Genomic DNA, 23,794 nt, shown 5'->3' with positions numbered 1-23,794 from the left:
CGTGACCCTCACGACTGTGTCACGGACCGGAACTCGGTCGGTGTCATGCCGGTGTGCTGACGGAAGAAGGCGCTGAAGGCGGTCGGATGGGCGAACCCGACGCGTTCTCCGATGGCGGCCTGTGGCAGATCCGTGTGGATGAGCAGGCGTTTCGCCTCCAGCAGCACACGGTCGTCGATGAAGCGCTTGGCGCCGCAGCCGAGGGCCGCCCGGGTGGCGCGGGTGAGCGTACGGGGGCTGTAGCCGAGCCGGGCGGCGTAGTCCTCGACGCGGTGGGTCCGGCCGAAGCCCTCCTCGACGGCCTGACGGAACAGGTGGAACGGCTCGCCGCCGCCGGGCCTCGTTGGGTGTCGCGGATCCATCAGGTGGACGAGCCGGACGAGGATCACCGCGAGCAGGTGGCGCAGCGTCTCGACGTACGCCTCCGGCCCCAGGCCGGACAGGTCGGCATGCTCCTCGACCAGGGCGTCCAGGATGCGAAGCAGGGCCGTCTGGCGTGTCCTGTCCGGGGTGACGAGGCGGTACGGGGTGTGCTCGCAGCCCCGGATCAGGGTGTCGGTCGCCGCGCTGGGGAAGCCCGACGGGAAGACCAGTACGGTCGCGTCGGCGGCCCCGGGACCGCCGGGAAACCGCAGCACCTGCCCGGGCCACACCCACAGCCAGTCGCCCGCTTCGAGGACGTACGAGGTGAAGTCCACCGAGCACGCCAGCCGCCCGCTCCGCAGCGCGACGAGCAGATGGAAGGCCGGGCGCACGGGCACGGTGAGCGGCCGTTCGCTCGCGTCGGCACGGGCGGCGAGTCCGGGCAGGTCGAGGACCTCCAGGCCCGGCGGCCTTCCCGGCGTCGGGCGGTAGGACACGGTCGGAATGCCCGTCGCCCGGCGGCCGGCCGCGAACTGTCCGTTTTTCTTCATCGCGTGCCCGAGTGTATGCCGCACACCCCCACCCACCGGTCCTAGTTTGATCAAAGCGGCCGCGCCGCGGAGAGCCGCGCACATCCCGCAGGCGCACCGGCCGGCGCCCGCGCGCGGTGCCGCCCTCCCGCGGCCCGCGACGGCCGCACTCCCTCACGCGCCCGGCCCGGCCGAGTGCTGCCCAGAACCAGGAAGGCCCACGATGACCATCGAGTTCGCCACCCGCTACCGCCGGCGTTCCCACATCCCGCCCGAGCCGGGCAGGCCGTACTTCATCGAGAAGGACATGGGCGACCGTGCCCACCTCTTCACGGACATGTTCACGATCTACGCGGGCGGCGAGCAGACCGAGAACACCTTCAACTTCTTCACCTGCGAGGGCCCGAAGGGCGACATCATCCCCGCCCACTCCCACCCGGAGACCTACGAGGTCTTCTACGTCACCGACGGCGCGGTGCGCCTGTTCGTCGAGGATCTGGAGGGGGAGCAGTACGAGAAGCTGCTCACGGCCGGCGACTTCGGCTTCGTCCCGAAGAACTGCCCCCACGCCTATCGCATCGAGCGGCACCACAGCCGGATCGTCGGCGTGGCGGCCGGGCCGGGCGGCACCTTCGAGCGGTTCTTCGAGAACCTCGGCACACCCACCGACGAGCGCGGCCTGCCCCGCACGCCGTACATCCCCGACCCGCAGAAGTTCGGGACCGTGCCCCAGCAGTACGACGTGACCTTCCTGCCCGGCCACCAGTGGCGTACGGGGTGCTGACTCGGCCCCCGTCGGCTCCCCGCCCCCGTCGGCTTCCCCTCCCGCCGAACGTCGTCGGCACCGACCGGCGCCCGCACCGACCGACGAAGGACACCGTCGTGACCGACAACGGCTCCGAACCCTTCCCCCTGCCACTGCTCGCCTCGCCCGACCCGGCCGAGCTGCCCCTGCCGCACCCGGCCCGCCCCGCCGCCGGAGTCCGCCTGTTGCGCGGCGCCGTCTACGGCATTCCGGACGGCAGCCGACCCCTGGCCGTCGACCTGTGGCTGCCCGAGGACGCCGCCGGACCCGTGCCGGTCGTCGTCTTCGTGCACGGCGGTGGCTGGCGCAAGGGTCTGCGCGACGACGCCGGCCCCCGCTTCCGCCACTGGCAGCCGGGCCCCTTCGCCCGGCTGGCACAGGCCGGTTTCGCCGTGGCCTGCCCCGACTACCGGCTCAGCGGAGAGGCACCCCACCCGGCGCAGGCCGACGACCTGGCCGCCGTACTGGCCTGGCTCCACACCCGCGCCGCCGACCTGAGCCTCGACACCGGGCGGACCGTGCTGTGGGGCGAGTCCGCCGGCGGGCACCTCGCCGCCCTGACCGCGCTGACCCGGCACACCCGTGCCGCCGGTGCCACCGTCACCGGGTGCGTCACCTGGTACGCCCCCTCCGACCTGACCGGACTCGCCGAGGACCACCCCGAGGGCGCGTACGACCCGAACGACCCGGCCTCCCGTGAGTCCCTGCTGCTCGGCGGCGCCCTGGCGGAGCGGACCGAGGCGGCGCGCGACGCCAGCCCGGTCACCCACGTGAACCCCGACGCACCGCCGTTCCTCATCCTGCACGGCACCGACGACACCCTCGTGCCCGCCCGGCAGTCCGTGCGTCTCGCCGAGGCCCTCCGGGCGGCGGGACACCGACCGGACCTGCGCCTCCTCACCGGCGGCAACCACCTGTGGGCGGGCCTGTCCGACGAGGACGTGGAGGACTGCTACCTGCGCACCCTGGAGTTCGCCCGCCGCTGTACGAGCGCCTGACACCGGAGCCGCGGCGCGCGGGCCGCCTCCTGGGCGCCGGGGCCTACGGCTGGAGATCGCGCCGGTACCAGGTGCCGGACTTGCCGCCGAGATCGGCCGGGGCGGCGGGACCCACCGGAACGAACCCGGCCCCGGTCAGGACCTTCCGGGACGCGGCGTTGTCGTGGGAGGCGGCCGCCCGCAGGGTGCGCAGGCCGTGAACCGCCGCCGCCGTCCGGCACAGTTCCCGGACGGTCGCCGTCGCCACCCCGCGGCCGGCGACGTGCTCCGCGACCCGGTAGCCGAGTCTGGCGGTGCCGTCCTCCAGGTCGTACAGATTGAACCGGCCGAGTACCGAGCCGTCCTCGGCCACGAGCAGATAGAAGACGCAGACGCCGGCCTCCTGCTCGGCCAGCGCGGCGCTGTGCCGGTCGGGGAACCGGTCGAAGAAGTCGTCGCCGCGGTCGGGGATCGAGGCCGCGAAGTAGGCGCGGTTCGCCAGCTCGAAGGCCAGGACCGCCGGGGCGTGGTCGGCATGCAGCCGCTTCAGCTCGGGCACCTCCCGACTCTACCGGGACCGGGCCCCGGGACCACCCGGATTTCCGCCGCAGGCCGGCCCCTTCGACCCGGAGGCCGGCCGGCCCGGCGGTGAGCCGGGCCGGCCGGCCTGCTCCCGGTCGGTCAGTGGTGGCCGTGCGGCCGCAGCCACTGCGGTCGGTGGGACGCCGGGCGGCGCTGTCCGGCCGGCTCCTCCGCGGCGGTCGTGCTGCTGCCCCGGCCCTCCAGACGGCCGGCCAGTGCGTCGCGCTCGGCGGTGGCCTGCCTGGCGGTCTCGCGTTCCCTGCGGCGCTTCTTGCCGCGGTGGCGCGCCAGCACGGTCCCGGCCATGAGCATCCACATGCCCAGGCCGAAGATCAGTGTCAGGGCGATACCGCCGAGAAACGCCCCGAGCGTACTGATCGTGAATGGCTCGCTCCCCAGCAGAGTCACGGTGTAGTCCGGACCGCCGGACAGGTTGTACGCGATCAGCAGGCCTGCGAAGGCGGCGGCGCCCGCCATGAGCAGGAGACCCAGCACCAGCATGTTTCTCACCTCGTCGCACGTGGATGTCCTCCACCCGGGTCACCATGACGAATGGTGCAAAACACGCAACGTGCACATGGCGGATGTGTGCGGCGGCTGTCCGGCACGGGGGTGGGAGCCGCCGCTGCGAGTGGGACCGTCCGTGCCGGGTGCGCCCTGACCATGACGGGGTGTCACCCTCCCCGCCCGGTGGGAGAAGTGACGTCTGCCGACGGCACGGGGCGACGCCCGTACGGTCGCCGGTGCCGCACGGCCGTCCCTCCCCACCGGCACTTGCGGGGCCCCCGGCCTCCGGACCGGGCGCGAGTGCCTTCTACCCTGGTCGCCGCGTGCCGCCGTGCGCCGACCGACCCGACATCCCCACGATCCCCCGGAGAAGGAGCCTCGCCCGTGGATCTGCGAGCCACCCTCGCCGCCCACCGCCTCGTCGCCATCGTGCGCGGGGACGACGCCGACGCCGCGCTGCGCACCGTACTGACCCTGGCCGAGGAGGGGGTCGAGCTCATCGAGGTGTCGCTGACCGGCAAGGACGCCCTCCGGGTCGTCGAACGGGCCAGAGCCGCTCTCGGACCCGACCGGCCCCTCGGCGCCGGCACCGTCCTCACCGCCGACGACGCCGTGGCCGCCCACCGCGCAGGCGCCGACTTCGCGGTCACGCCGGGGCTGGGAGAGGGTGTGGTGGCCGCGCGTGAGCTGGGCATGCCCGTCCTGGCCGGCGTCATGACACCGACCGACGTCATCACCGCACGCACCCTCGGCGCCGGCGCGCTGAAGATCTTCCCGGCGGCCCAGGCCGGCGGGCCCGCGTACGTCAAGGCCCTGCGCGGACCCTTCCCGCACGAGACCCTCGTACCCGTCGGCGGCGTCGACGAGGCGGCGGCCCGCGCCTACCTGGCGGCCGGCGCCACCGCCGTCGGGGTCGGCTCCCCGCTGATCGGCGACGCCGCCGACGGAGGCAGCGTCGACGCCCTCCGCGCCCGCGCCCGCGCCTTCCGCGCCGCCGTGCGGGAGGCCCGGCCGTGACCGGCGCCCGGCCCGGGTCCGACGGGGACGACGACACCTCCCTACGCACGCGCGGCAACGGCCCCGACACCGAACCGCCGGCCGCGAGCCCCTGGCGGCCGGGGCGGGGACCCGTGGTGTGCCTCGGGGAGACCATGGCGGCCATGGCCCCGGCGCCGCCGCACACGCTGGACGGCGCGGAATCACTGCGCCTGTCGGTGGCGGGCGCCGAGTCGAACGTGGCCATGTACCTCGCGGACCTGGGCCTGCCCGTCTCCTGGCTCTCCGCGGTCGGCGACGACGCACTCGGCCGGCGGGTGCGGGCGGCCGTCGAAGGGGCCGGCGTGGACGTCTCCGGCGTGCGCACCGACCCGGCCCGGCCGACCGGCCTGCTCCTCAAGGACCCGGGCGCGGCCGGGACCCGCGTGCACTACTACCGCCAGGGATCGGCGGCCTCGGCCCTCGGCCCCGACGTCCTGGACGACGCACGGGTCGGCGGGGCCGCCCTCCTCCACCTGACCGGGGTGACCCCGGCCCTGTCACCGTCCTGCCGGGCCCTGGTCGAACGCGCGCTGGACACACCGCGGGCGCGGCGCACTCACGCCGTCAGCTTCGACGTCAACCACCGCCCCGCGCTGTGGCCGCCGGACACGGCGCCCGCGGTGCTCCGGGACCTGGCCGATCGCGCCGACATCGTCTTCGTCGGCCTGGACGAGGCACAGGAGCTGTGGGGCGCCGGCCTGAGCGAAGCCGACGTCCGAAGGCTGCTGAGCGGCCCGCGCGTCCTCGTCGTCAAGGACGGCGGGCGGGGCGCCACCGCGTTCACGGAACGGGGCGTGTGCACCGTGCCCGCCCTGGCCGCGAAGGTCGTCGAGCCGGTCGGCGCGGGCGACGCGTTCGCCGCCGGATTCCTCGCCGGACTGTGGCGCGGCACCGACCTCACCCGCGCCCTGCGCCTGGGCCACATCACCGCGGCCTCCGCGCTGAAGGTCGTGGGCGACCACGGGCCCCTGCCGGACGGGGACACCGTCGAAGCCATGCTGGCCCTCACCGAGCGGGACTGGTGCCGGGCGCCGGCACGGTAGAGCGAACCGGCCGTCAGCACGACCTGTTCGTGGCTCCGTCGACGACGAATCCCACGCCGATGCCGAGCATCCACGTGTCCTTCGCCAGAGCCGTCCCCTCCTGCGTCGGACGCAGGCTGCCCTCTTCGCGCATCCCCGGAGTACGCAGGTACAGGCCCACCAGCCCGGCCGAGAAGGCGGTCAGGCCGATGCCCGCCAGCGCCGTCGGCACGACGGGCAGGAGCAGCGCCGAGCCGAGCGCGATCTCACCGGCGGAGAGCAGCCGGAGAAAGGTCGTGGGCTGGAGTTTGCCGAGGAACGGATAGGTGTTCTTCGCCATGCCGTGCATCATGGCGGCGGTCTGCTCGTCGGCTCCCCGCTTGGCCAGACCGGAATTGAGGATGAAAGCCCCGGTGGCCAGTCGTGGGGCGACATGCCTGAGCTCGATGGGCAGACGCATGGGAACTCCTAGCGGCGTTTCCTCGGAGACACGCTCAGGCTACGAGGCACGCGTCCCGCGCGCAGCGCGGGCGGCCGCGGTCTGCTCCGACCGGGGCACGGCGCCGCCCCGTCGCGTACGCCCGGGTCGGTACGGCGGGTTACTCCCGTCGTGGGACGCCGTGGCGGCCGCGGACCGGCAGCGTGGGCGGGGTGAAACTCAACCGCCCCGCACGCCGGGCCTGCCTCGTCGTCCATGCCGTCGCCTCGGCCTCCTGGCTCGGGCTCACCCTCGGGCTGCTGGCGCTCGGCGCGACAGCGGCGGCCAACGCCTCCCCGGAGACGGTGGAGGCCGCCGTCCGCTGCATGAAGCTGTTCGCCGACTGGCTGCTGCCTCCCCTGGCCCTGCTCACCCTGGCGAGCGGCCTGGTGCTGGCCCTCGGCACGCCGTGGGGACTCGCCCGGCACCGGTGGGTGTACACCAAGTTCTGGCTCACCACGGGCACGACCGTCGCCACGTTCTTCGCCCTGCGCCCCGGCGTGAACTCCGCGGCCGCCGCCGTGGCCGCCGGCGAGCCGCTGCCCGACGCGGGGGACGTGCTCTTCGGACCGGTGGTCTCCCTGTCGGCGTACGTGTTCATGACCGTGATCTCGCTCCTCAAGCCCTGGGGACTCACCCGGCGCGGTCGCCGTCTCCGCGCGCGTGCCGACAGGGGCCGTTCGCCCCTCGCCCGCTCAGGGGCAGGGTGAAATCCTTTTCAGACACGGTAGGGTGAGCGGGTGGACCTTACGCACGGTGAGAGGGCGCGGACCCAGGTGGTGACCATCCAGGACGTGGCGCGAGCCGCCGGAGTATCCCCGGCGACCGTCTCACGGGTCTTCAACGGCGGCAATGTCACCCCGGCACGGGCCCAGTCCGTGCAACAGGCGGCGGCGGCGCTCGGCTTCGCGCCCAACCGCCTGGCCCGGTCCTTGCGCAAACAGCGTTCCAGCGTGATCGCCCTGCTCATCCCGGACATCGAGAACCCGTTCTTCACCTCGCTCGCCCGAGGCGTCGAGGACGCGGCGCAGCGCACCAGTCTCTCGGTGGTGCTGTGCAACTCCGACGAGGACACCGACAAGGAGCGCCGCTATCTGGAGGTCGCGCTCGGCGAGCAGATGGCCGGCGTGATCGTGGCGGCGGCCTCCCAGGACGAGACGGACCTCGGACCGTTGATCGCCCGAGGGGTTCCGGTCGTCGCCGTCGACCGCCGTCCTCGGGACGCGGAGGTGGACGCGGTCCGCCTCGACGACCGCCACGGCGGCGAGGCCGCCACCCGGCACCTGCTGCGGGCGGGGTACCGCAGGATCGCCTGCATCACCGGACCCCAGGGCGCCTCGACCTCCGAGGAACGCCTGGCCGGTCACCGGAGCGCGCTGCGGGCGGCCCGGCCGGAGGACGCGGTGGACGACACCTACGTGCGCCACGCCGACTTCCGGGTCGAAGGGGGACGTGCCGCGATGCGCGACCTGCTGTCGCTGCCCGAGCCGCCCGACGCCGTGTTCGTGGCCAACAACCTGATGACCATCGGCGTACTCGACGCCCTGCGCGAGGCCGGGCTCACCCCGCCCGGCATCGGCGTCCTCTCCTTCGGCGACGTCCCCTGGGCGTCGTTGGTGCGGCCGTCCCTGTCGGCCGTGGAGCTGCCCTCGTACGAGCTGGGGCGCACGGCGGCCGACCTGCTGCTCCAGCGCATCGAGGGCGGCGACGCGCCCCTGCAGACCGTGGTGCTGCGCACGACGCTCCAGGTCCGGGAGAGCACCGGCGGCCCGGCCGGCCCGTGAACGCGCCGAGCGGCGCCGCACCGGTCTCTCAACCGGTGCGGCGCCGCAGGAGCGGGCCCCTCCACGGCCCCGCTACTTGATGCCGGACGTCTTGATCGACTCGACGATCTGGCGCTGGAAGACGAAGAAGAGGATCAGCATGGGCAGCGCGGCCACCGTCGCCGCGGCCAGGATGTAGTTCCAGTTCGACGTGTACTGCGTCTGGAACGAGGCGATGCCCAGCTGGACCACCGTCAGGTCCTGGTCGTTGGTGGCGACCAGCGGCCAGACGAAGGCGTTCCAGTTGGCGAGGAAGAAGAAGATCGCCAGCGCGGAGAGGATCGGCCGGGACATCGGCAGCACGATGTTCCAGTAGACCCGCCAGTGGCCGCAGCCGTCGATGACGGCCGCCTCCTCCAGCTCCTTGGGCAGCCCCAGATAGAACTGGCGCAGCAGGAAGATGCCGAAGGCGTTGAAGATCGCCGGGATGACGAGTCCGGCGTAGCTGTCCAGCAGCCCCAGCTCGCGGGCGACCATGAACAGGGGGATCAGCACCACGGGCGCGGTGACCAGCAGGGTCGCGAAGATGGCGCCGAAGAGCTTCTCGCGGCCGGGGAAGCGCAGCCGGGCCAGCGCGTAGGCGGCCATCGAGTGGAAGAACAGGGCCGCGATCGTGATCACCGCGGAGATGAAGAAGCTGTTCCACAGGTAACGCGCGAACGGCACCTCCGTGAAGACGTACACGAAGTTGTCGACGGTGAAGTCCGTCGGGATCAGCCTGCCGTCGGTGACGGTCTCGCGCGTCTTGAAGGACGACGTGAGCATCCACAGGACGGGCAGGACGCTGATCACGGACAGGAGGACGGCCAGGGCGGTCAGCGCGGCGCGCGGGGAGAGCGGCCGCCGGCGGCCGGGACCCTCGCCGCTGCCGGACCCGCCGGCCCGTCCTGCCGTCGACGTCAGGGTGTCACTCGCCATCGTCGAACCTCCCGCCCCTCGTGAACTTGAAGATCACCGCGGAGACGGCGACCATGATCAGCACCAGGAACGAGCCCATGGCCGACGCGTAGCCGTACTCACCGAACCCGAAGGCCTGCTGGTAGATGTAGAAGATGGCCAGTGACGTGCCGTTGGCCGGCCCACCGTTGGTGAGGACGAAGATCAGATCGAGGCCGCCGGTGATGGCCGCGACCGTGGACATCATCAGGACGAAGAAGCTGGTCGGGCGCAGCAGCGGCCAGGTGATGGAGCGGAACTGCGTCCACGGTCCCGCGCCGTCCAGCTTCGCGGCCTCGTAGTACTCCTTGGGGATCTCCTGGAGTCCCGACAGGAAGATGATCATGTAGTAGCCCATCATCACCCACACCATGACCGCGATGACGCAGCCGAGGGCGAGCGAGGGACTGCCCAGCCAGGACTCGCCGTCCAGACCGGCCGCCCGCATGGCCCGGTTGACCGCGCCGGTCTGCTCGTCCAGCAGGAACTTCCACAGCACGCCGACCACCACGAGGCTGATGACGTACGGCAGGAACAGCGCCGTGCGGTAGACGCCCATGCCGGGCAGCTTCTGCTTGACCAGCAGGCCGAGCCCGAGGCTCACGCAGAACAGCACGGGCACGAGGATCACCACGTACAGGCCCGTGATCTTCATGGAGTCCCAGAAGAGCGGGTCGTTCATCATCCGCTCGTAGTTGCCGAGCCCGATCCACTCGTAGCTGCCGAAGCCGCTGACCTGGAAGAAGCTCAGCGCGATGGACAGCACCATCGGGACGGCGACGAAGACCAGCAGCCCCAGGACGTCGGGGGCGAGGAAGAGGGCGGCGGCCAGCCACTCGCGGTGCCGGCGGCTGAGCCCGGGGCCTCTCGTCGAGACCGGTGCCTCGGCCGTGGCCGCGGCGGCCCGGCGCTCCTTGGCGGCGACGCTGCTCATATCAGGCTCGCCCCCTTGTAGCTCTTGGTGTACGCCTCGATGGACCGGGTGGCCCGCTCGATCTCGCTCCCCACGCCGCGTCCGGCGAGCATGGTGCCCTGGATGGCGTCGGAGATCGCCTTGTAGACGACCGGGGGGTAGCGGGGTTCGGCACGCCCTCCCGGGAAGATCTCGTCCTTGAACTTCCGCATGACCTCGGAGTCGTAGCCGCCCTTGGCCGCGCCGCGTTCCAGTGCGGTGGCGCGGGGCGCCACGTCGGACTTGGCACCGACGCACCAGTCGACCATCCGGTCGACGGACTCGTCCTCCATGGAGCCCAGCGCCCAGACGCAGAACTCGGCCGCGGCCTCCGGGTCGCGCCCCTGGGCGTTGGCGCAGAAGGACCAGCCGCCCAGGGCCGTGACGTAGTCGCCGCCCGGGGGAGTGGGGAGCCTGAAGACGCCGTACGGGTAGTCGGGGGCGAAGGCCTTGAAGCTGGAGACGTTCCAGATCCCCTGCTGCCACATGCCGACGTTGCCGCCCTTGAAACCGCCGATCACGTCGCCCGCGGCCGGCACGGTGCGCGGGGCGATGCCGTGCCGTACGGCGTCCTGCCACAGCGCGAGGGCCTGGCGCGTGGCCTTGGAGTCGAAGGCCACGTCGCCGCGCTCGTCGAGGACGTCGCCGCCGCCCTGCCACATCCACGGATACCAGGTGAAGTTCTGGTAGTAGCCCGGGTTGGTCTCGAAGACGAGGCCCGCCGTGGTGCGGGAGCCCAGCTTGTCGCCGATGTCGAGCATCTGGTCCCACGTGGTGGGGATGTCGGCCTCGGACAGGCCGGCCTTCTCCCAGAGCTGCTGGGAGTAGAACATCGCCAGCGGCTCGACCTCCATGGGGAGGGCGTAGACCTTGTCGCCGACCTTGCGACTGTCCAGGGCGGAGCCGAAGTCGTCGACGGCCGCCTTCTCCATGTACGGGGTGAGGTCCTCCAGGACGCCACCGTTGTAGTACCGCAGGAAGTCGCCGGGGGAGAGCATGAAGATGTCCGGGCCCTCGCCGGTGGCGAAGGCGGACGGCAGCTTGAACCCGTTGAGGTAGGTGGGCTGCGGCAGATAGACGAGGTCGATCTGCCGTGCGTGGGTGGCGTTCCACTTCCCGACCATGTCGGTGAACCACTTGGACTGCGCGTTGATCGCCGGGTCGGGTGAGCGCTGGGGTCCGTAGAAGTTCCAGAACTGGAGGTTGCCCCCCTTCGCCCGGGCCGTGCCGCACCCGGTGAGCAGGGCCGGGGCCGCGACGGCCGCGCCGGTGCCCGCCATGGCGGTGAGGAAGCGCCGGCGTGAGGCGCCGGCCGGGGACGGAGCCGGCGCCGGTTGCCCGGCGTCGTTGCCGTGCTGGAGCATGCGTGCGCTCCTGTCGGAGTGGGATGGGACGGGGCTGTGGGGGAGGTGTGGGGAGAGGGCGAGCGGGGTCAGTCGACTTCGAGGGTGAGCAGGTCCGGAGTGGCCGGACGGGACGCGCAGGCGGGCGCGTCCAGGTAGAAGAGCGAGGTGCTGGCGATGTCGTCGCTGGTGTGCCGGTAGCGGTGCGGCAGGCCGTTGCCCTGCCCCGGGCCGATGCCGAGGCTCTGCACGGTGACGCGGAGGTCCTCGGCGAAGCGGATGGGGTCCAGGACGTGCCAGCGGTACATCCCGAACCGCTGCTGGCTGCGGTACAGCCCGTCGGGGCGCAGGATCTGGTTCAGGCCGAGATACGGGGTGGTGTACGCGGTGTAGCCCTGACCGGGTACGTCGAAGTTCCAGGCGCCGCCGAAGTAGTCCTCGGTGCCGGTTCCGCAGATCGTCGGGTACTCCTCGTCGCCGTCGAGGTAGAACTTCAGCTCGCCCTCGCCCCACCAGCCGGGGCTGTTCACGCCCCACGCCAGGTACGTGCCCACGTAGCTGCCCGCGCCGGTGACGCCGTCGAGCAGGGTGTGCACCTCGCCGAACGGGACGGGGTGGCTGCGGCGCCACTGGGCGTGGAAGTAGGAGGCGTCCTCGCCGACCTCGTCCAGTTCGTAGTCCACCTGGTAGTACAGCGTGACCTTCTCGGCGGTCAGATTCTCCAGGGTGATGCGCGCCGCGCGGCGGAAGGGCATCGGCCAGTACGCGTTGAAGCCCCCGTTGGGGTTGGCCGCGACCGGCACGGAGGAGACCTGGCTGAAGACGTTCCAGCCGTTGCAGAAGAAGTCCCCGAGCGGGACCTCGACGGCCGGGGTCTCCTCCCCCTCCCAGTACATCCGCAGCAGGGTGCCGCGCCACGCGCCGTGCGGGTCGGTGGTGCACCACAGGTGACGGATGGTGCCGGGGCCCTCGATGTCCGCGAGCACGGCCGTCTCGCCGGCGGCGATGTCGATGCTGGGGGAGATCTTCCAGCCCGGTCCCAGGCGGCTCGCCGCCACCGCCCCCGTGCCCTCCGTTGCCCGGCCGCCGCCGGCCCTGGCGCCGGTGAAGTTCTCGGCACTGATGGAGCGGCTCACGGCACGCGTCCTGCGGGAGATGCCGTCGAGTCCAAAGGTCGTCATCGTGTCTTGCCCTCAAGGTGGAGTTGCGGAGTGCGCCGTGGCCCGAGGGGGCATGGTGCGCGAGGGAGGACGCTACGCCGTCGTCGTGGCGACGCGGCGTTTCGGCGTCCCTGAAATCCATTTCACCGAAACGTAGAGCGGCCTCCAGGGGGTGTCAAGAGCTGAGACGGTCGTGCGCCTCTGTGCTTCACGCGCCCCGCCTGACCCGGCCTTCTAGAGGCACGTAGCGTCATGTGTGCGCTCTCTTGACGCTGAAATCGATTTCTGCAAGCGTGCTCGCCATGCCTCGCAACGCAGTCATCGGTGTGGACATCGGCACCTCGAGCAGCAAGGGCGTACTCGTCGGTCCCGACGGCACCCTGATCCGCTCGGCCGTACGGGAGCACACCCCCGCCAGGCCGGGCCCCGGCCGCTTCGAGATGGACGCCGCCGTCTGGTGGGACGAGTTCACGGGGATCGCCCGCGAACTGACCGCCCCCGGCGACGTCACCGTCACCGCCGTCGGCGTCAGCGGAATGGGACCGTGCGTCCTGCTCACCGACGAGCACGACACACCGCTGCGCCCCGCGATCCTCTACGGGGTGGACACCCGCTCGGTCCGCCAGATCGAGCGCATCGAGGCCCGGCTCGGCGCGAAGGAGATCATCCGCCGGGGCGGTTCCGCCCTCACCACCCAGGCGGCCGGACCCAAGATCGCCTGGATCGCCGACGAGGAACCCGGGCACTACGCCAGCGCCCGACGCCTCTACATGCCCAGCTCCTGGCTGGTCCGCGGGCTCACCGGCACCTACGTCCTGGACCACCACTCGGCCAGCCAGTGCACGCCGCTCTACGACACCCACGCCCGCCAGTGGTACGCCCCCTGGGCCGCCGAAATCGCCCCCGGCATCGACCTGCCGCCGCTGCGCTGGTCCGGGGAGGCGGCCGGCACCGTCACGGCGGACGCCGCCCGGGAGACCGGCCTGCCCGCCGGCATCCCGGTGACCACCGGCACGATCGACGCCTGGGCGGAGGCGCTGAGCGTGGGCGCCCAGGGCACCGGTGACCTGATGCTGATGTACGGCACCACCATGTTCCTCGTCCACACCGTCCCCGAGCCCCTCACGAGCGAGTCCCTGTGGGGCACGGTCGGCGCCCTGCCCGGCACCCGCAACCTGGCCGGCGGCATGGCCACCTCCGGGGCGGTCACCAACTGGCTCCGGGACCTGTTCGCCGACGAGGACCACGCCGGCCTGACTCGCCTGGCCGCCGAGTCGGGGCCCGGCGCCAACGGCCTGCTGATGCTGCCGTACTTCTCCGGCGAACGCACCCCGGTCATGGACCCGGACGCCCGCGGCGTGGTCGCCGGCCTCACGCTGTCCCACACCCGCGGCGACCTCTACCGGGCGGCCCTGGAGGCGACCGGCTTCGGCGTCCGGCACAACATCGAGGTGATCGAGGCGGCCGGGGGCGACATCCGCCGGGTGGTCGCCGTCGGCGGCGGCACGCGGGGCGACCTGTGGACGCAGATCGTCTCCGACATCACCGGCCGCCCGCAGGAGCTGCGCACCACCACCATCGGCGCGAGCTACGGCGGCGCGCTGCTGGCCGCCGGGCTCGTCCAGGACGTCTCCGTCGACGTCTGGAACCCGGTGCGCGAAACGGTGACGCCGCGCCCCGAGCACACCGAACGCTACGACGACCTCTACGCCCTCTACCGGCGCCTCTACCCGGCCACCTCGGAGATCGTCCACACCCTGGCGACGTATCAGGAACGCTGACCGACGGCCCGCCCGGGCCACCGACCGACCGCCCGGGGACCGCCGCGCAGGACCCGCTCGACCCCGCCGGCCCCACCGGCCGGACGCACAACCTACGGAGACCGCATGACCGCGTACACCCTGCCCGTACTCCACCAGCCGCCGGCCGCCGAGCCGGCCACCGTCTACACCGTGGCCAGCGGCGATCTCCGCCCCGCCGCCAACACCACCTGCTGGCCCACCCAGGAGAAACTGGAGAAGGACCTCGCGGCGGCCGTCACCGCCCTCGGCCGGCAGGTGCGCCGCGGACACCCCGTCGACGAGGCCAAGGGACACGGGTTCATCGACAGCCAGCGCGCCGGCATCGAGGTCTTCAGGAACCTGCCCAAGGACGCCCCGCTGATCGTCGTCGAGGCGGTGTGGCAGTACAGCCACCACGTCCTCGCCGGGCTGCGCGACCACAGGGGCCCCATCCTGGTCGTGGCCAACTGGAGCGGCGAGTTCCCGGGTCTGGTCGGCCTGCTCGGCCTGGCCGGGAGCCTCACCAAGGCGGGCATCGACTACTCGGTCCTGTGGAGCCCCGACTTCACCGACGACTGGGCGCGCGAGGGCCTGCGCACCTGGCTGGAGACGGGCACCCTCGCCCACGACACCAGCCACGTCCGGCCGCTGCCCGAGCTGCCGAAGGACGCCGAGACCGAACTCGGCACGGCCCTCGCCCGGCAGCTGCGCGAGGAGAAGGCGATCATCGGCGTCTTCGACGAGGGCTGCATGGGCATGTACAACGCCATCATCGACGACGAGTTCCTCAACCCGCTCGGCATCTACAAGGAGCGCCTCTCGCAGAGCGCCCTGGTCGCGGAGATGAACAAGGTCTCCGACGCGGAGGCCCAGGCCGTCCGCACCTGGCTCGACGACGCCGGCATGACCTTCCACACCGGCACGGACGAGGCCACCGAACTCACCGACGCGCAGCTGCTCAGCCAGTTCAAGATGTACATCGCCGCGCTGCGCATCTCCGACGACTTCGGACTCGACGCGGTCGGCATCCAGTACCAGCAGGGCCTCAAGGACACGGTCCCGGCCAGCGACCTCGCCGAGGGACTGCTCAACAACGTCCAGCGCCCGCCCGTGCGCAGCCGCGACGGCGCCCGCGAGCTGTACGCCGGAGCGCCGCTGCCGCACTTCAACGAGGTCGACGAGGGCGTCGCCGTCGACTCCCTGGTCACCAACCGCATCTGGACGGCGATGGGCCTCGACCCGGCCACCACGCTGCACGACATCCGCTGGGGCGAGGAGTACGACGGCCGGTTCGTCTGGGTCTTCGAGATCTCCGGCTCCGTCCCGGCCTCCCACCACGGCGGCTACGACAAGTCCTACAGCATGCGGCAGCCGCCGATGTTCTTCCCGCTCGGCGGCGGCACCCTCAGCGGTGTCTCCAAGCCCGGCGAGATCGTCTGGTCGCGGGTCTTCCTCATGGACGGCCGCCTCCACGTCGACCTCGGCCGCGCGACCGCCGTCGAGCTGCCCGAGGAGGAGACGCGGCGCCGGCTGGACGCCACCAACCCGCAGTGGCCGATCATGCACGCGGTCCTGCACGGCGTCACCCGCGACCAGTTCATGGCCCGCCACCGCGCCAACCACCTCAACGTCGCCTACGCGCCCGACGCGGCCACCGCCGACCAGGCGCTGCGCGCCAAAGCCGCCCTCTTCGCCGAACTGGGCGTCGAGGTGCACCTGTGCGGGGACGTGGCGCTGTAGTGGCGCTGTAGTACCGACCGCTCCCGGCGTTCCGCCCGTTGCCTGCGACGGGCGGAACACCCCCACGAATCCGAGGAGTTCCGCATGGTACAAATGACAGGTTCACAACATTCAGGGCAGGCCGGTGAACCGCCGGCGACCGGCGGGCCGAGCCGGCGCCTCCTGCTCCGCACGGGCCTCGGCCTGACGGCGGCCGGGCTCACCATCGGCGCGGCGACCGCGACCGCGAGCGCGGCACCGGCGAGCACCGTCGCCGTCACCGGCAGGAAGATCCGCAACCTCACGGGCCCCGACGAGACGGGCCCGTTCGGCGCGGCCTGGACCGACCTCGGCATACCGGTCCGCTGTCCCGACGGCACCATGCTCTTCGTCTGCGGCGACACCTTCGACGGCGCCGGCGTGGGCGACGGCGACTGGCGGGCCCCGGTGGGCCTGCGCGCCCGGCACCCCGACCTCGACGCCCTCGTCGTCGACGACAGCGTGGGCGGCGCGCACGCCGTCGGGCTGGTCCCGGAGGGCCACGAGAACAACACCACCGCCATACCGTCGGACGTCTTCACCGTCGGCGGCACGATGTACATGCACCTGATGCGGGGTGTCCTGTACCGCACTCACCACTCCGACTTCTGGCGCTCGACGGACAACGGCCAGACCTGGCAGTACCTGTGCCAGTGGCCGGGCGACCAGTACGGCGGCCAGTTCCAGCAGAAGACCTACGCGGTCGCCGACGACGGCTACTGCTATGTCCTGTCCACGGTGTTCAACCGGGACGTGGCCTCCGACCTCCTGCTGCACCGCGTCCGCCAGGACCGGGTGGGCGACCCGGCGGCCTACCAGCCGTGGGGTTACGCGAACGGCGCCTGGGCGTGGGGCAATTATCCGACCACGATCACGGCCCGCCGCCGCTGGGGCGAGATCTGCTTCCGCGCGATGGGCGGACGGTACGCCCTGACCTGGCTGAACATGGAGCCCCTGTCGATGCGCGCCCAGATCTTCGCGCTCCCGACCAGCAACCTGTTCACCACCCCGGAACAGACCGTCATCGTCCCGACCACCCCGGGCCACGAGACGGGCAACGCGGTCGCCAGCCCCTACGGCGGCTTCATCGTCCCCGGATCGACCTTCAGCGACTTCGACATCACCGTGAGCCAGTGGTACGACGCCCGGAACTACCGGGTCATGCAGTACCGGATCAACGGCCTCGCGGTCTGAGTACGTTCCCCGTCCGACCCACCGAGGAGTACTCGTGCGCCACCGCAGACGCAGACTGCTGATCACCCTGGTGACCGGGCTGGCCGCCGTCACGGCGTCCACCATCCCCGCCGTCCAGGCCGACACCGGAACCCCGTCGGCCCGCGCCGCCGACACCTCCACGCTCGGGAACGCCCCGGAGAGCACCTACTTCTCCACGGTCCAGATCGACCCCGGGGCCACCGTCGGAGCCCCCGCCGTCGGCGACAACAAGGAGCACGGCGACCTGTGGCCGTCGTGCTGGTCGGACGACGACAACGTGTACGCCGCGTACGGCGACGGCGTCGGATTCGGCGACACCTGGCAGGACATCGGCGTGGCCCGGGTCAGCGGCATGCCCGGCAACCTGACCGGCACCCAGCGCGCGGCCGGCGACCGGGTCGGCCGGATCTGGGGCGACCCGCAGCAGTACTACCGCAAACCCACCGGCATGGCCTGCGTGAACGGCGACCTGTACCTCGCCGTCCAGGACCTCAAACGCGGCACGCTCGACAACGCGCCCAGCGCCACCGTCGTCAAGTCCACCGACAAGGGCGCGACATGGACGTCGGACAAGACGACGCCGATGTTCTCGGACGAGAAGTTCACCACCGTCATGTTCCTCGACTACGGCAGGGACAACGCGAACAGCCCGGACGGATACGTCTACGCCTACGGCCTCGACCACAACTGGCGCGACACCTTCGACCCCGACCCGGACCCGACCGACCTCTACCTGGCCCGGGTGCCCGCCGACTCCGTCCAGGACAGGTCCACCTGGCAGTTCTACGCCGGTGACGGCGGCGGCACCCCGCGCTGGACGCCCGACATCGACCAGCGGGTCGCGGTCCTGCACGACGACCGCCGCGTCTACCAGAACGTGGGCACTCCCGGCCGGGTCAGGGACCTCAGCGTGATCAGCCAGGGCGGAGTCGTCTACAACAAGCCGCTGAACCGCTACATCTACACCTCGTGGACGGAGTACACCTTCGAGTTCTACGAGGCGGCCAGCCCCTGGGGCCCGTGGAAGCGCTTCACCCCCAAGGACTTCGGCGGCTACCCCTGGACCCACACCAAGCACGGCGGCTACGCGACCACCATCCCGTCCAAGTACATCAGCGCCGACGGCCGGTCGATGTGGCTCCAGTCCAACGTCTGCCCCTGCGGCGGCGGTTACCCGGGCGGGGACTTCTGGGCCTACACGTACTCGCTGCGCAGGATGTCCCTCACCCCGTACGAGCCCACCACGCCCGGCAACGCACCCGACGGCGCGCGCAACCTCGCGCGCGAACCCGGCACCGTCCCGGTCGAGCGCGCCACGCACTTCGGCACCGCGGTCTACAACGACGGCAACAAGGCCCAGAACGAGGACGACTGGAACGACGAACGCAAGGCGACGAGCTGGTGGGGCTACACCTGGCCGCGCCAGTACCACGTCAACCAGGTGGCGTACACGACCGGCACGATGTTCGGCGACGGCGGCTGGTTCAGCAGCGCGCCCAGGATCCAGGTCCGCCGCGACGGCGTCTGGCGCGACGTCGAGGCCCAGCGCGTCACACCCGCCTACCCGACCTCGTCGGCCGCCGGCACCCACCGCACGTACCTCTTCGACTTCGCCACCACCAGCGGCGACGGCGTGCGCGTCGTCGGAGGCAGCGGAGGCACCCAGACGTTCACGTCGATCGCCGAACTGGAGGTCTTCCACCGCTAGGGGGGTGTCGTTCGGATCAGGCCGACTCAAGGCAACGCCGCAGATGTGCGTGCCAGACCCCGCCCCCCGGCAAGATCCAAACGACGCCCCCCAGGGGGCGCTCGGCGCTCCGCTGCGTCACCACCGGGCGGTTCGTAGCATGAGGTCATGAACGGCACGGTTCCGGACAGGATGCGGGCGGCGTACATCGACGCCGTCGGACCCGCCGACGCCATCCGGTACGGGGAACTGCCCGTACCGCCGGTCGGGCCCACGGACGTACTGGTGCGGGTGTCGGCCGTCGCCGCCGATCCCGTGGACACCTTCGTACGGTCCGGCGCGTACGCCACACCGCTGCCCACGCCGTTCGTCGTCGGCCGCGACCTGGTGGGCGAGGTCGTCGCGACCGGGCCCGGTGCCGCGGGCCGCACGGTCGGACAGCGGGTGTGGTGCAACAGCCTGGGCCACGGAGGTCGGCAGGGCTCCTTCGCCCAGTACGCGACGGTCGCCGCCGAACGCCTCTACCCGGCGCCGTCCGGCGTCGACGAGGAACACCTGGTGGCGGCCGCCCACCCGGCCGCCTCCGCCTGGCTCGCCCTGTTCCGGCACGGGCGGCTGCGGGCCGGGGAGACCGTGTACGTGGGGGGCGGCGCCGGGAACGTCGGCGGCGCCGCCGTCTCCCTCGCCGCCCGGGCAGGGGCCCGCGTGGTCGCCACGGCGCGTGCGCGGGACGCCGAGGCGGTGCGCGAGCTGGGCGCCGCCGAGGTCCTCGACCACCAGGCGCCCGACCTCGGCGACCGCGTGCGCGCAGCCGCCCCCGACGGCTACGACGTGCATCTGGACACGTCCGGGCGCGGGGTGCTCGCCGACGCCGTGGAGTCGCTGGCCCGGGGTGGGCGCCTGGTCGCCATGGTGGGACTGGGCGCCGGGCCCGCCGCACTGCCGGTGAGCCGGCTCTACACCCGCGACGCGAGCATCGTGGGCTTCGCCATCAGCAACGCCACGACCGCCGACCTCGCCGAGGCGGCACGGGGGGTCGTGGACGTCCTCACCGGCACCCAGTGGCGCCCGCGCATAGCCGACCGCCTGCCGCTGTCGCGGACGGCCGAGGCCCACCACAGACTGGAGGCCGGTCGGGTGCGGGGCCGGCTGGTGCTCACGCCGTCCTGATCGTCTTTCCGGCGGGCCGGACGCCGATACGCCCGCCGGACCGGGGCAGGGCCGAGGCGTCGCGCCGGGCCCGGGCCGCTCAGGGCTGCGGACGGACGGTGAGCAGCTGCTGGGCGTGGCCGACGGGGCCGTCCACGTCGTGCAGCACGGTGCTGGTGACGCCCTGACCGGTGGGACCGAAGACGACGGTGGTGTCCAGTCCGGTCCAGCGGCCCCGCGGCGCGCGGTGCAGGTGCAGGGTCAGATCGACGTTCGGGAACATCCACTCCCGCGGCGACTGCCGCACCGCGATGCCGTTGGCCGTGTCGACCAGTGCCACGTACGAGGCCAGAGGGCTCGCGCTCTCCCCGGCGACCAGGTCGAGGCCGGTGGAGATCCAGGCGGTGGTGCGGCCGGGGGAGGGCGGTGCGAGCGGGCGTACGTCCAGGGAGGCGATGTAGCCGCCGGGCCACTCGGTCTCCATCGGCCAGCGGGGGAGCGTGTCCGGCGCGGCGAGCCGGTCGGCACCGCCACCGGCGACGGCACTCGTGTCCCCGTCCGCCAGCAGCCACGCCCTGGCCCGCGCCACGGAGCGGCCGGCTATGAGCACCGTCGCCTCGACCAGCTCGATGGTGCGCCCCGGACGTACCGTCTCCACCCGTATCTCGCACTCGTCCAGCGCCGGGCGGCCCAGGATGTCGAAGCTGATCCGGCTCAACGACATGTCCGCCGCACCGGGACGGTCCGCGAGATGGCGGTCCACGGCGTGGACGATCAGACCCCCGAGCGGGCTGAAGTGCTGTTCGTCCGCGCTCCACGCGCCGCCCGCGTGCGGCGTGGGCTTGTAGCGGTGCTCGTCGATCCGCTCGTAGTAGCTGTCCGGGGTCGCTGTGCTGGTGTTCAACGGGCTGCTCCTGGAACGACGGCGGTGCGAGGACGACGGCGGCGGGCCGGGACGGCGGCGCCGGGGCCGCGACCAGGATAGTTCGGCGCCGAATCGGTCCCGGCCCGAGTGGGGCCCCCTCGGCGGGGAACCCAGGCCGTCCAGGAAGCGCGAGGGGGATCGCAGGCGAAGGAGTACCGCGATGGCGAAGAACCGCGACGACGGCGAGCGCCTGAAGAAGGGCGACAAGGTCACCTGGAGCAGTCACGGCTCGCGCACCGGGGGCGAGGTGGAGAAGAAGATCACCGAGCGCACCGAGGCGGCGGGCCGCACCGTGGACGCCTCTCCCGACGACCCGCAGTACCAGGTCCGCAGCGAGAAGTCGGGCAGGTCGGCGGTGCACAAGCCGTCCGCGCTGAAGAAGAAGTGACAGGAGGCGAGGCGACATGGACGGCGACGAGCAGGACGAGACCCGGGACGCGTTCCACGAGCTGGTGAACATGACACCGGCCGAACTGGACAAGTGGCTCGACACCGACGAGTCCCGCGACGCCGGGCACCACCAGGACGGCGGCGAGTCCGTCGGGCACGGGTCCGGCCGCCGGATCGTCGAGATCCTGCGGAAGAAGAAGGGCGACCTCTCCGACGACGACTACGAGCACATGCGCAAGGTCGTCGGCTACGTCCGTCGGCACCTGGCCCAGCGCCCGTCGGGCGACGTCCGGGAGACCCGATGGCGGTACTCGCTCATGAACTGGGGCCACGACCCCCTGGAGCACCATGGATGACGACCGGCACCGGCGCCCCGAGGGCGTCAGCGACGCGACGGTGGAGGCCCTCGGGTCCCTGTCCAAGGCGCTGGAGACGACCGAGTGCGCCCGCGGCCACCTGTTCGCCTTCCACCAGTTCACCGGCTCCGCCGACTTCGAGCTGGACCGCGCGGTGGAACTGCTGCGCGCCGCCGGTCACGAGGACTGGGCGGAGCGCGTCCGCACGGAGATCCTGGGCCGCAACGTGATCCCGGGCCACTGGACGTTCCAGATCGTCGAGGCCTACGACCGGACGTACTACCAGGCGTTCCGGGACCTGGAGCGGGAAGCGGTGGCGCACTTGGCCGGAGGCCGCGACCACCTGTACGAGGCGGAGCTGAAGGAGGCCCGCCGGACCCACGACCACCCTGACCACACGTCCCGGCCCGACAGCCCCGACAGGCCGCCTGACTAAGCCCGGTGGTTCGGGGCGGCGCGGGCGGCGGCGCGGGCGATGTTGCGGGCCATGCCGCCGAAGACCACGGCGTGGAAGGGCCACACGCTCCACCAGTACGCATGGCCCGCCAGCCCGTGGGGGTGGAACAGCGCCCGCTGGCGGTACCGCGTCCGCCCGTCGCCGTCCGTCTCGGCGTACATCTCCAGCCAGGCCAGTCCCGGCAGCCGCATCTCGGCGCGCAGCCGCAGCAGCCGGCCGGGGACGATCTCCTCCACCCGCCAGAAGTCCAGCGAGTCGCCGACCCGCAGCCGCGCGGCGTCCCGGCGTCCCCGGCGCAGGCCCACCCCGCCCACCAGCCGGTCGAGCCGGCCCCGTACCGCCCAGGCCAGCGGGAAGGAGTACCAGCCGTTGTCGCCGCCGATGCCCTCGACGACCCGCCACAGTGCCTCGGGCGGCGCGTCGACGGTCAGGGCGCGGTGGTCGGTGTAGAGGCTGCCGCCGGCCCAGTCCGGGTCGGTGGGCAGCGGATCGCTGGGCGCCCCCGGGACGGAGGCGGACGACCAGCGGGTGGTGACCCGGGCCTCCCGCACCCGTCGCAGCGCCAGCCGCAGCGCGTCGTCGAAGCCGAGCGGGTATCCCGGCGGCGGCGGAACGTAGCGCACGATGTCGTTCTCCCCGCACACCACCTCGTGCCGCAGCGACTCGGTGAGCGGGCGCGCGATGGCCGCCGGGACCGGCGTGACCAGCCCCACCCAGTGGCTGGACAGCCCGGGGGTGAGCATCGGCACCGGGAGGATCAGCCTCCGGGGCAGCTCGGCGACCTCGGCGTAGCGGACCATCATGTCCCGGTAGGTGAGGACGTCCGGGCCGCCGACGTCGAAGGACCGGGACACCTCCTCCGGCATGGTGGCGCTGCCGACCAGGGCGCGCAGGACGTCCCGGACGGCGACCGGCTGGATGCGGGTGTGGACCCAGCTGGGCGTGATCATCACCGGCAGCCGCTCGGTGAGGTAGCGCAGCATCTCGAAGGACGCCGACCCGGAGCCGATGACGACCGCCGCCCGCAGCACGGTCGTGGGCACGCCGGAGGCCAGCAGGATGCGGCCGACCTCGGCCCGAGAACGCAGGTGCGGCGACAGCTCGCCCTCCGGCACGCCGGACGGGGTCAGGCCGCCCAGATAGACGATGCGCCGCACACCCGCCGCCTCGGCCCGCTCGGCGAAGATGCGCGCCGCCCGCCGGTCGGTCGCCTCGAAGTCGTCGCCGGTGCCGAGCGCGTGCACCAGGTAGTAGGCGACGTCGACGCCCTCCATCGCCGCCGCCACCGAGTCGGCGTCCGTGACGTCGCCGCGCACCACCTCGGCCCGGCCGGCCCACGGATGGTCGCGCAGCTTGTGCGGGGAGCGGGCCAGGCACCGCACCCGGTGCCCGGCGTCGAGCAGTTGGGGCACGAGACGGCCCCCGATGTAGCCCGTCGCGCCGGTGACCAGGCAGCGCAGGCCCGCGCCGCCGCTCTCGTCGTTCATCCGGTCCGGTCCTGTGCCTGTCTGGCTCATGGGGCTCCGTCGCTCGCGGGACACTCGTCACCGTGACCCCTTC

Annotated in this window: 24 protein-coding genes; 14 read left to right on the top strand and 10 right to left on the bottom strand. The window is 72.4% G+C overall.

Annotation, left to right across the window (positions count from 1 at the left end; translation table 11 throughout):
• Positions 1 to 8: 8 nt before the first annotated feature.
• A complete protein-coding gene (locus tag NI25_RS02980; protein WP_107071603.1) occupies positions 9 to 914 on the bottom strand; it encodes a helix-turn-helix transcriptional regulator in 906 nt (301 codons plus the stop codon).
• Between the two features lie 202 nt (positions 915 to 1,116).
• Here NI25_RS02980 and NI25_RS02975 point away from each other — a divergent pair, with 202 nt between their 5' ends.
• Positions 1,117 to 1,677, top strand: a complete 561-nt coding sequence (locus tag NI25_RS02975) for a quercetin 2,3-dioxygenase (RefSeq protein WP_061440925.1) — start codon at positions 1,117 to 1,119, stop codon at positions 1,675 to 1,677.
• A gap of 98 nt (positions 1,678 to 1,775) precedes the next feature.
• Positions 1,776 to 2,696 (top strand): alpha/beta hydrolase, encoded by a 921-nt coding sequence (locus NI25_RS02970; protein WP_061440924.1) that lies wholly within the window; start codon positions 1,776 to 1,778, stop codon positions 2,694 to 2,696.
• A 43-nt stretch (positions 2,697 to 2,739) separates the two neighbouring features.
• Here the strand turns inward: NI25_RS02970 and NI25_RS02965 are convergent, their stop codons facing one another.
• On the bottom strand, positions 2,740 to 3,234 hold the full coding sequence (locus NI25_RS02965; RefSeq protein ID WP_061440923.1) for a GNAT family N-acetyltransferase: 495 nt from the start codon (positions 3,232 to 3,234) through the stop codon (positions 2,740 to 2,742).
• A 122-nt stretch (positions 3,235 to 3,356) separates the two neighbouring features.
• Entirely contained in the window at positions 3,357 to 3,758 is a 402-nt protein-coding gene (locus NI25_RS02960) for a hypothetical protein (protein WP_061440922.1), read from the bottom strand.
• 390 nt (positions 3,759 to 4,148) lie between these two features.
• Between NI25_RS02960 and NI25_RS02955 the strand changes: the two genes are divergently transcribed.
• A complete protein-coding gene (locus tag NI25_RS02955) occupies positions 4,149 to 4,781 on the top strand; it encodes a bifunctional 4-hydroxy-2-oxoglutarate aldolase/2-dehydro-3-deoxy-phosphogluconate aldolase (protein WP_061440921.1) in 633 nt (210 codons plus the stop codon).
• The gene (locus NI25_RS02950; RefSeq protein WP_061440920.1) at positions 4,778 to 5,845 is read left to right on the top strand and encodes a sugar kinase; all 1,068 of its coding nucleotides are present in this window, start codon (positions 4,778 to 4,780) and stop codon (positions 5,843 to 5,845) included. Before NI25_RS02955 ends, NI25_RS02950 begins: the two co-directional genes overlap by 4 nt.
• Positions 5,846 to 5,858: 13 nt before the next feature.
• On the opposite strand, the gene NI25_RS02945 is transcribed toward NI25_RS02950, so the two are convergent.
• Positions 5,859 to 6,284: a hypothetical protein gene (locus NI25_RS02945; protein WP_061440919.1), complete on the bottom strand. Its 426-nt coding sequence runs from the start codon at positions 6,282 to 6,284 to the stop codon at positions 5,859 to 5,861.
• A gap of 191 nt (positions 6,285 to 6,475) precedes the next feature.
• Here NI25_RS02945 and NI25_RS02940 point away from each other — a divergent pair, with 191 nt between their 5' ends.
• Positions 6,476 to 7,012 carry a DUF2269 domain-containing protein gene (locus tag NI25_RS02940; RefSeq protein ID WP_107072000.1) on the top strand — a complete coding sequence of 179 codons (537 nt, stop codon included), beginning with the start codon at positions 6,476 to 6,478 and terminating at the stop codon, positions 7,010 to 7,012.
• Positions 7,013 to 7,042: 30 nt separating this feature from the next.
• Entirely contained in the window at positions 7,043 to 8,086 is a 1,044-nt protein-coding gene (locus NI25_RS02935) for a LacI family DNA-binding transcriptional regulator (RefSeq protein ID WP_228954125.1), read from the top strand.
• A 72-nt stretch (positions 8,087 to 8,158) separates the two neighbouring features.
• On the opposite strand, the gene NI25_RS02930 is transcribed toward NI25_RS02935, so the two are convergent.
• The 4 genes from NI25_RS02930 to NI25_RS02915 all read right to left on the bottom strand — a co-directional run bounded on the left by NI25_RS02930 (position 8,159) and on the right by NI25_RS02915 (position 12,537).
• On the bottom strand, positions 8,159 to 9,043 hold the full coding sequence (locus NI25_RS02930) for a carbohydrate ABC transporter permease (protein WP_061440916.1): 885 nt from the start codon (positions 9,041 to 9,043) through the stop codon (positions 8,159 to 8,161).
• Positions 9,033 to 9,995, bottom strand: a complete 963-nt coding sequence (locus NI25_RS02925) for a carbohydrate ABC transporter permease (RefSeq protein WP_061440915.1) — start codon at positions 9,993 to 9,995, stop codon at positions 9,033 to 9,035. The genes NI25_RS02930 and NI25_RS02925 overlap by 11 nt, the downstream gene beginning before the upstream one ends.
• Entirely contained in the window at positions 9,992 to 11,377 is a 1,386-nt protein-coding gene (locus tag NI25_RS02920) for an ABC transporter substrate-binding protein (protein ID WP_061440914.1), read from the bottom strand. The genes NI25_RS02925 and NI25_RS02920 overlap by 4 nt, the downstream gene beginning before the upstream one ends.
• Positions 11,378 to 11,445: 68 nt before the next feature.
• On the bottom strand, positions 11,446 to 12,537 hold the full coding sequence (locus tag NI25_RS02915) for a glycoside hydrolase family 172 protein (protein WP_061440913.1): 1,092 nt from the start codon (positions 12,535 to 12,537) through the stop codon (positions 11,446 to 11,448).
• Positions 12,538 to 12,818: 281 nt separating this feature from the next.
• Here NI25_RS02915 and NI25_RS02910 point away from each other — a divergent pair, with 281 nt between their 5' ends.
• From NI25_RS02910 to NI25_RS02890, 5 genes are all read left to right on the top strand, one after another.
• Complete coding sequence (locus NI25_RS02910; protein WP_061446719.1) at positions 12,819 to 14,297, top strand: FGGY-family carbohydrate kinase; 1,479 nt, start codon at positions 12,819 to 12,821, stop codon at positions 14,295 to 14,297.
• Between the two features lie 105 nt (positions 14,298 to 14,402).
• Positions 14,403 to 16,037: a fucose isomerase gene (locus NI25_RS02905; protein ID WP_061440912.1), complete on the top strand. Its 1,635-nt coding sequence runs from the start codon at positions 14,403 to 14,405 to the stop codon at positions 16,035 to 16,037.
• A gap of 93 nt (positions 16,038 to 16,130) precedes the next feature.
• The gene (locus tag NI25_RS02900) at positions 16,131 to 17,249 is read left to right on the top strand and encodes a DUF4185 domain-containing protein (RefSeq protein ID WP_061440911.1); all 1,119 of its coding nucleotides are present in this window, start codon (positions 16,131 to 16,133) and stop codon (positions 17,247 to 17,249) included.
• Between the two features lie 34 nt (positions 17,250 to 17,283).
• Entirely contained in the window at positions 17,284 to 18,978 is a 1,695-nt protein-coding gene (locus tag NI25_RS02895; protein WP_061440910.1) for a hypothetical protein, read from the top strand.
• 147 nt (positions 18,979 to 19,125) lie between these two features.
• Positions 19,126 to 20,127, top strand: a complete 1,002-nt coding sequence (locus NI25_RS02890; protein WP_061440909.1) for an NADPH:quinone reductase — start codon at positions 19,126 to 19,128, stop codon at positions 20,125 to 20,127.
• 79 nt (positions 20,128 to 20,206) lie between these two features.
• Here the strand turns inward: NI25_RS02890 and NI25_RS02885 are convergent, their stop codons facing one another.
• A complete protein-coding gene (locus NI25_RS02885; RefSeq protein ID WP_061440908.1) occupies positions 20,207 to 21,010 on the bottom strand; it encodes a thioesterase family protein in 804 nt (267 codons plus the stop codon).
• Positions 21,011 to 21,191: 181 nt separating this feature from the next.
• Here NI25_RS02885 and NI25_RS02880 point away from each other — a divergent pair, with 181 nt between their 5' ends.
• From NI25_RS02880 to NI25_RS02870, 3 genes are read left to right on the top strand one after another with little or no spacing between them, the layout of a single operon-like run.
• On the top strand, positions 21,192 to 21,419 hold the full coding sequence (locus NI25_RS02880; protein WP_061440907.1) for a DUF2945 domain-containing protein: 228 nt from the start codon (positions 21,192 to 21,194) through the stop codon (positions 21,417 to 21,419).
• A gap of 16 nt (positions 21,420 to 21,435) precedes the next feature.
• Complete coding sequence (locus NI25_RS02875; RefSeq protein WP_061440906.1) at positions 21,436 to 21,777, top strand: DUF3140 domain-containing protein; 342 nt, start codon at positions 21,436 to 21,438, stop codon at positions 21,775 to 21,777.
• Positions 21,770 to 22,213 (top strand): hypothetical protein, encoded by a 444-nt coding sequence (locus tag NI25_RS02870; RefSeq protein WP_061440905.1) that lies wholly within the window; start codon positions 21,770 to 21,772, stop codon positions 22,211 to 22,213. Before NI25_RS02875 ends, NI25_RS02870 begins: the two co-directional genes overlap by 8 nt.
• Here NI25_RS02870 and NI25_RS02865 read toward each other — a convergent pair.
• Positions 22,210 to 23,751, bottom strand: coding sequence for an SDR family oxidoreductase (locus NI25_RS02865; protein WP_420710695.1), 1,542 nt, complete (start codon positions 23,749 to 23,751; stop codon positions 22,210 to 22,212). The two genes, NI25_RS02870 and NI25_RS02865, sit on opposite strands and share 4 nt — an antisense overlap.
• Positions 23,752 to 23,794: the final 43 nt, after the last annotated feature.

It is taken from the genome of Streptomyces sp. CCM_MD2014, from assembly GCF_000772045.1.
GTDB lineage: Bacteria > Actinomycetota > Actinomycetes > Streptomycetales > Streptomycetaceae > Streptomyces > Streptomyces salinarius.
Note: the sequence above shows the minus strand (reverse complement) of the source record. Positions and strands in the feature narration are given on the sequence as shown.

Coding starts and splice junctions, on each gene's coding strand:
- NI25_RS02945 (WP_061440919.1), bottom strand. CDS start 6,284: ATGCGTCTGCCCATCGAGCTCAGGCATGTCGCCCCACGACTGGCCACC.
- NI25_RS02960 (WP_061440922.1), bottom strand. CDS start 3,758: ATGCTGGTGCTGGGTCTCCTGCTCATGGCGGGCGCCGCCGCCTTCGCA.
- NI25_RS02920 (WP_061440914.1), bottom strand. CDS start 11,377: ATGCTCCAGCACGGCAACGACGCCGGGCAACCGGCGCCGGCTCCGTCC.
- NI25_RS02925 (WP_061440915.1), bottom strand. CDS start 9,995: ATGAGCAGCGTCGCCGCCAAGGAGCGCCGGGCCGCCGCGGCCACGGCC.
- NI25_RS02880 (WP_061440907.1), top strand. CDS start 21,192: ATGGCGAAGAACCGCGACGACGGCGAGCGCCTGAAGAAGGGCGACAAG.
- NI25_RS02875 (WP_061440906.1), top strand. CDS start 21,436: ATGGACGGCGACGAGCAGGACGAGACCCGGGACGCGTTCCACGAGCTG.
- NI25_RS02890 (WP_061440909.1), top strand. CDS start 19,126: ATGAACGGCACGGTTCCGGACAGGATGCGGGCGGCGTACATCGACGCC.
- NI25_RS02900 (WP_061440911.1), top strand. CDS start 16,131: ATGACAGGTTCACAACATTCAGGGCAGGCCGGTGAACCGCCGGCGACC.
- NI25_RS02930 (WP_061440916.1), bottom strand. CDS start 9,043: ATGGCGAGTGACACCCTGACGTCGACGGCAGGACGGGCCGGCGGGTCC.
- NI25_RS02980 (WP_107071603.1), bottom strand. CDS start 914: ATGAAGAAAAACGGACAGTTCGCGGCCGGCCGCCGGGCGACGGGCATT.
- NI25_RS02905 (WP_061440912.1), top strand. CDS start 14,403: ATGACCGCGTACACCCTGCCCGTACTCCACCAGCCGCCGGCCGCCGAG.
- NI25_RS02910 (WP_061446719.1), top strand. CDS start 12,819: ATGCCTCGCAACGCAGTCATCGGTGTGGACATCGGCACCTCGAGCAGC.
- NI25_RS02975 (WP_061440925.1), top strand. CDS start 1,117: ATGACCATCGAGTTCGCCACCCGCTACCGCCGGCGTTCCCACATCCCG.
- NI25_RS02915 (WP_061440913.1), bottom strand. CDS start 12,537: ATGACGACCTTTGGACTCGACGGCATCTCCCGCAGGACGCGTGCCGTG.
- NI25_RS02870 (WP_061440905.1), top strand. CDS start 21,770: ATGGATGACGACCGGCACCGGCGCCCCGAGGGCGTCAGCGACGCGACG.
- NI25_RS02865 (WP_420710695.1), bottom strand. CDS start 23,751: ATGAGCCAGACAGGCACAGGACCGGACCGGATGAACGACGAGAGCGGC.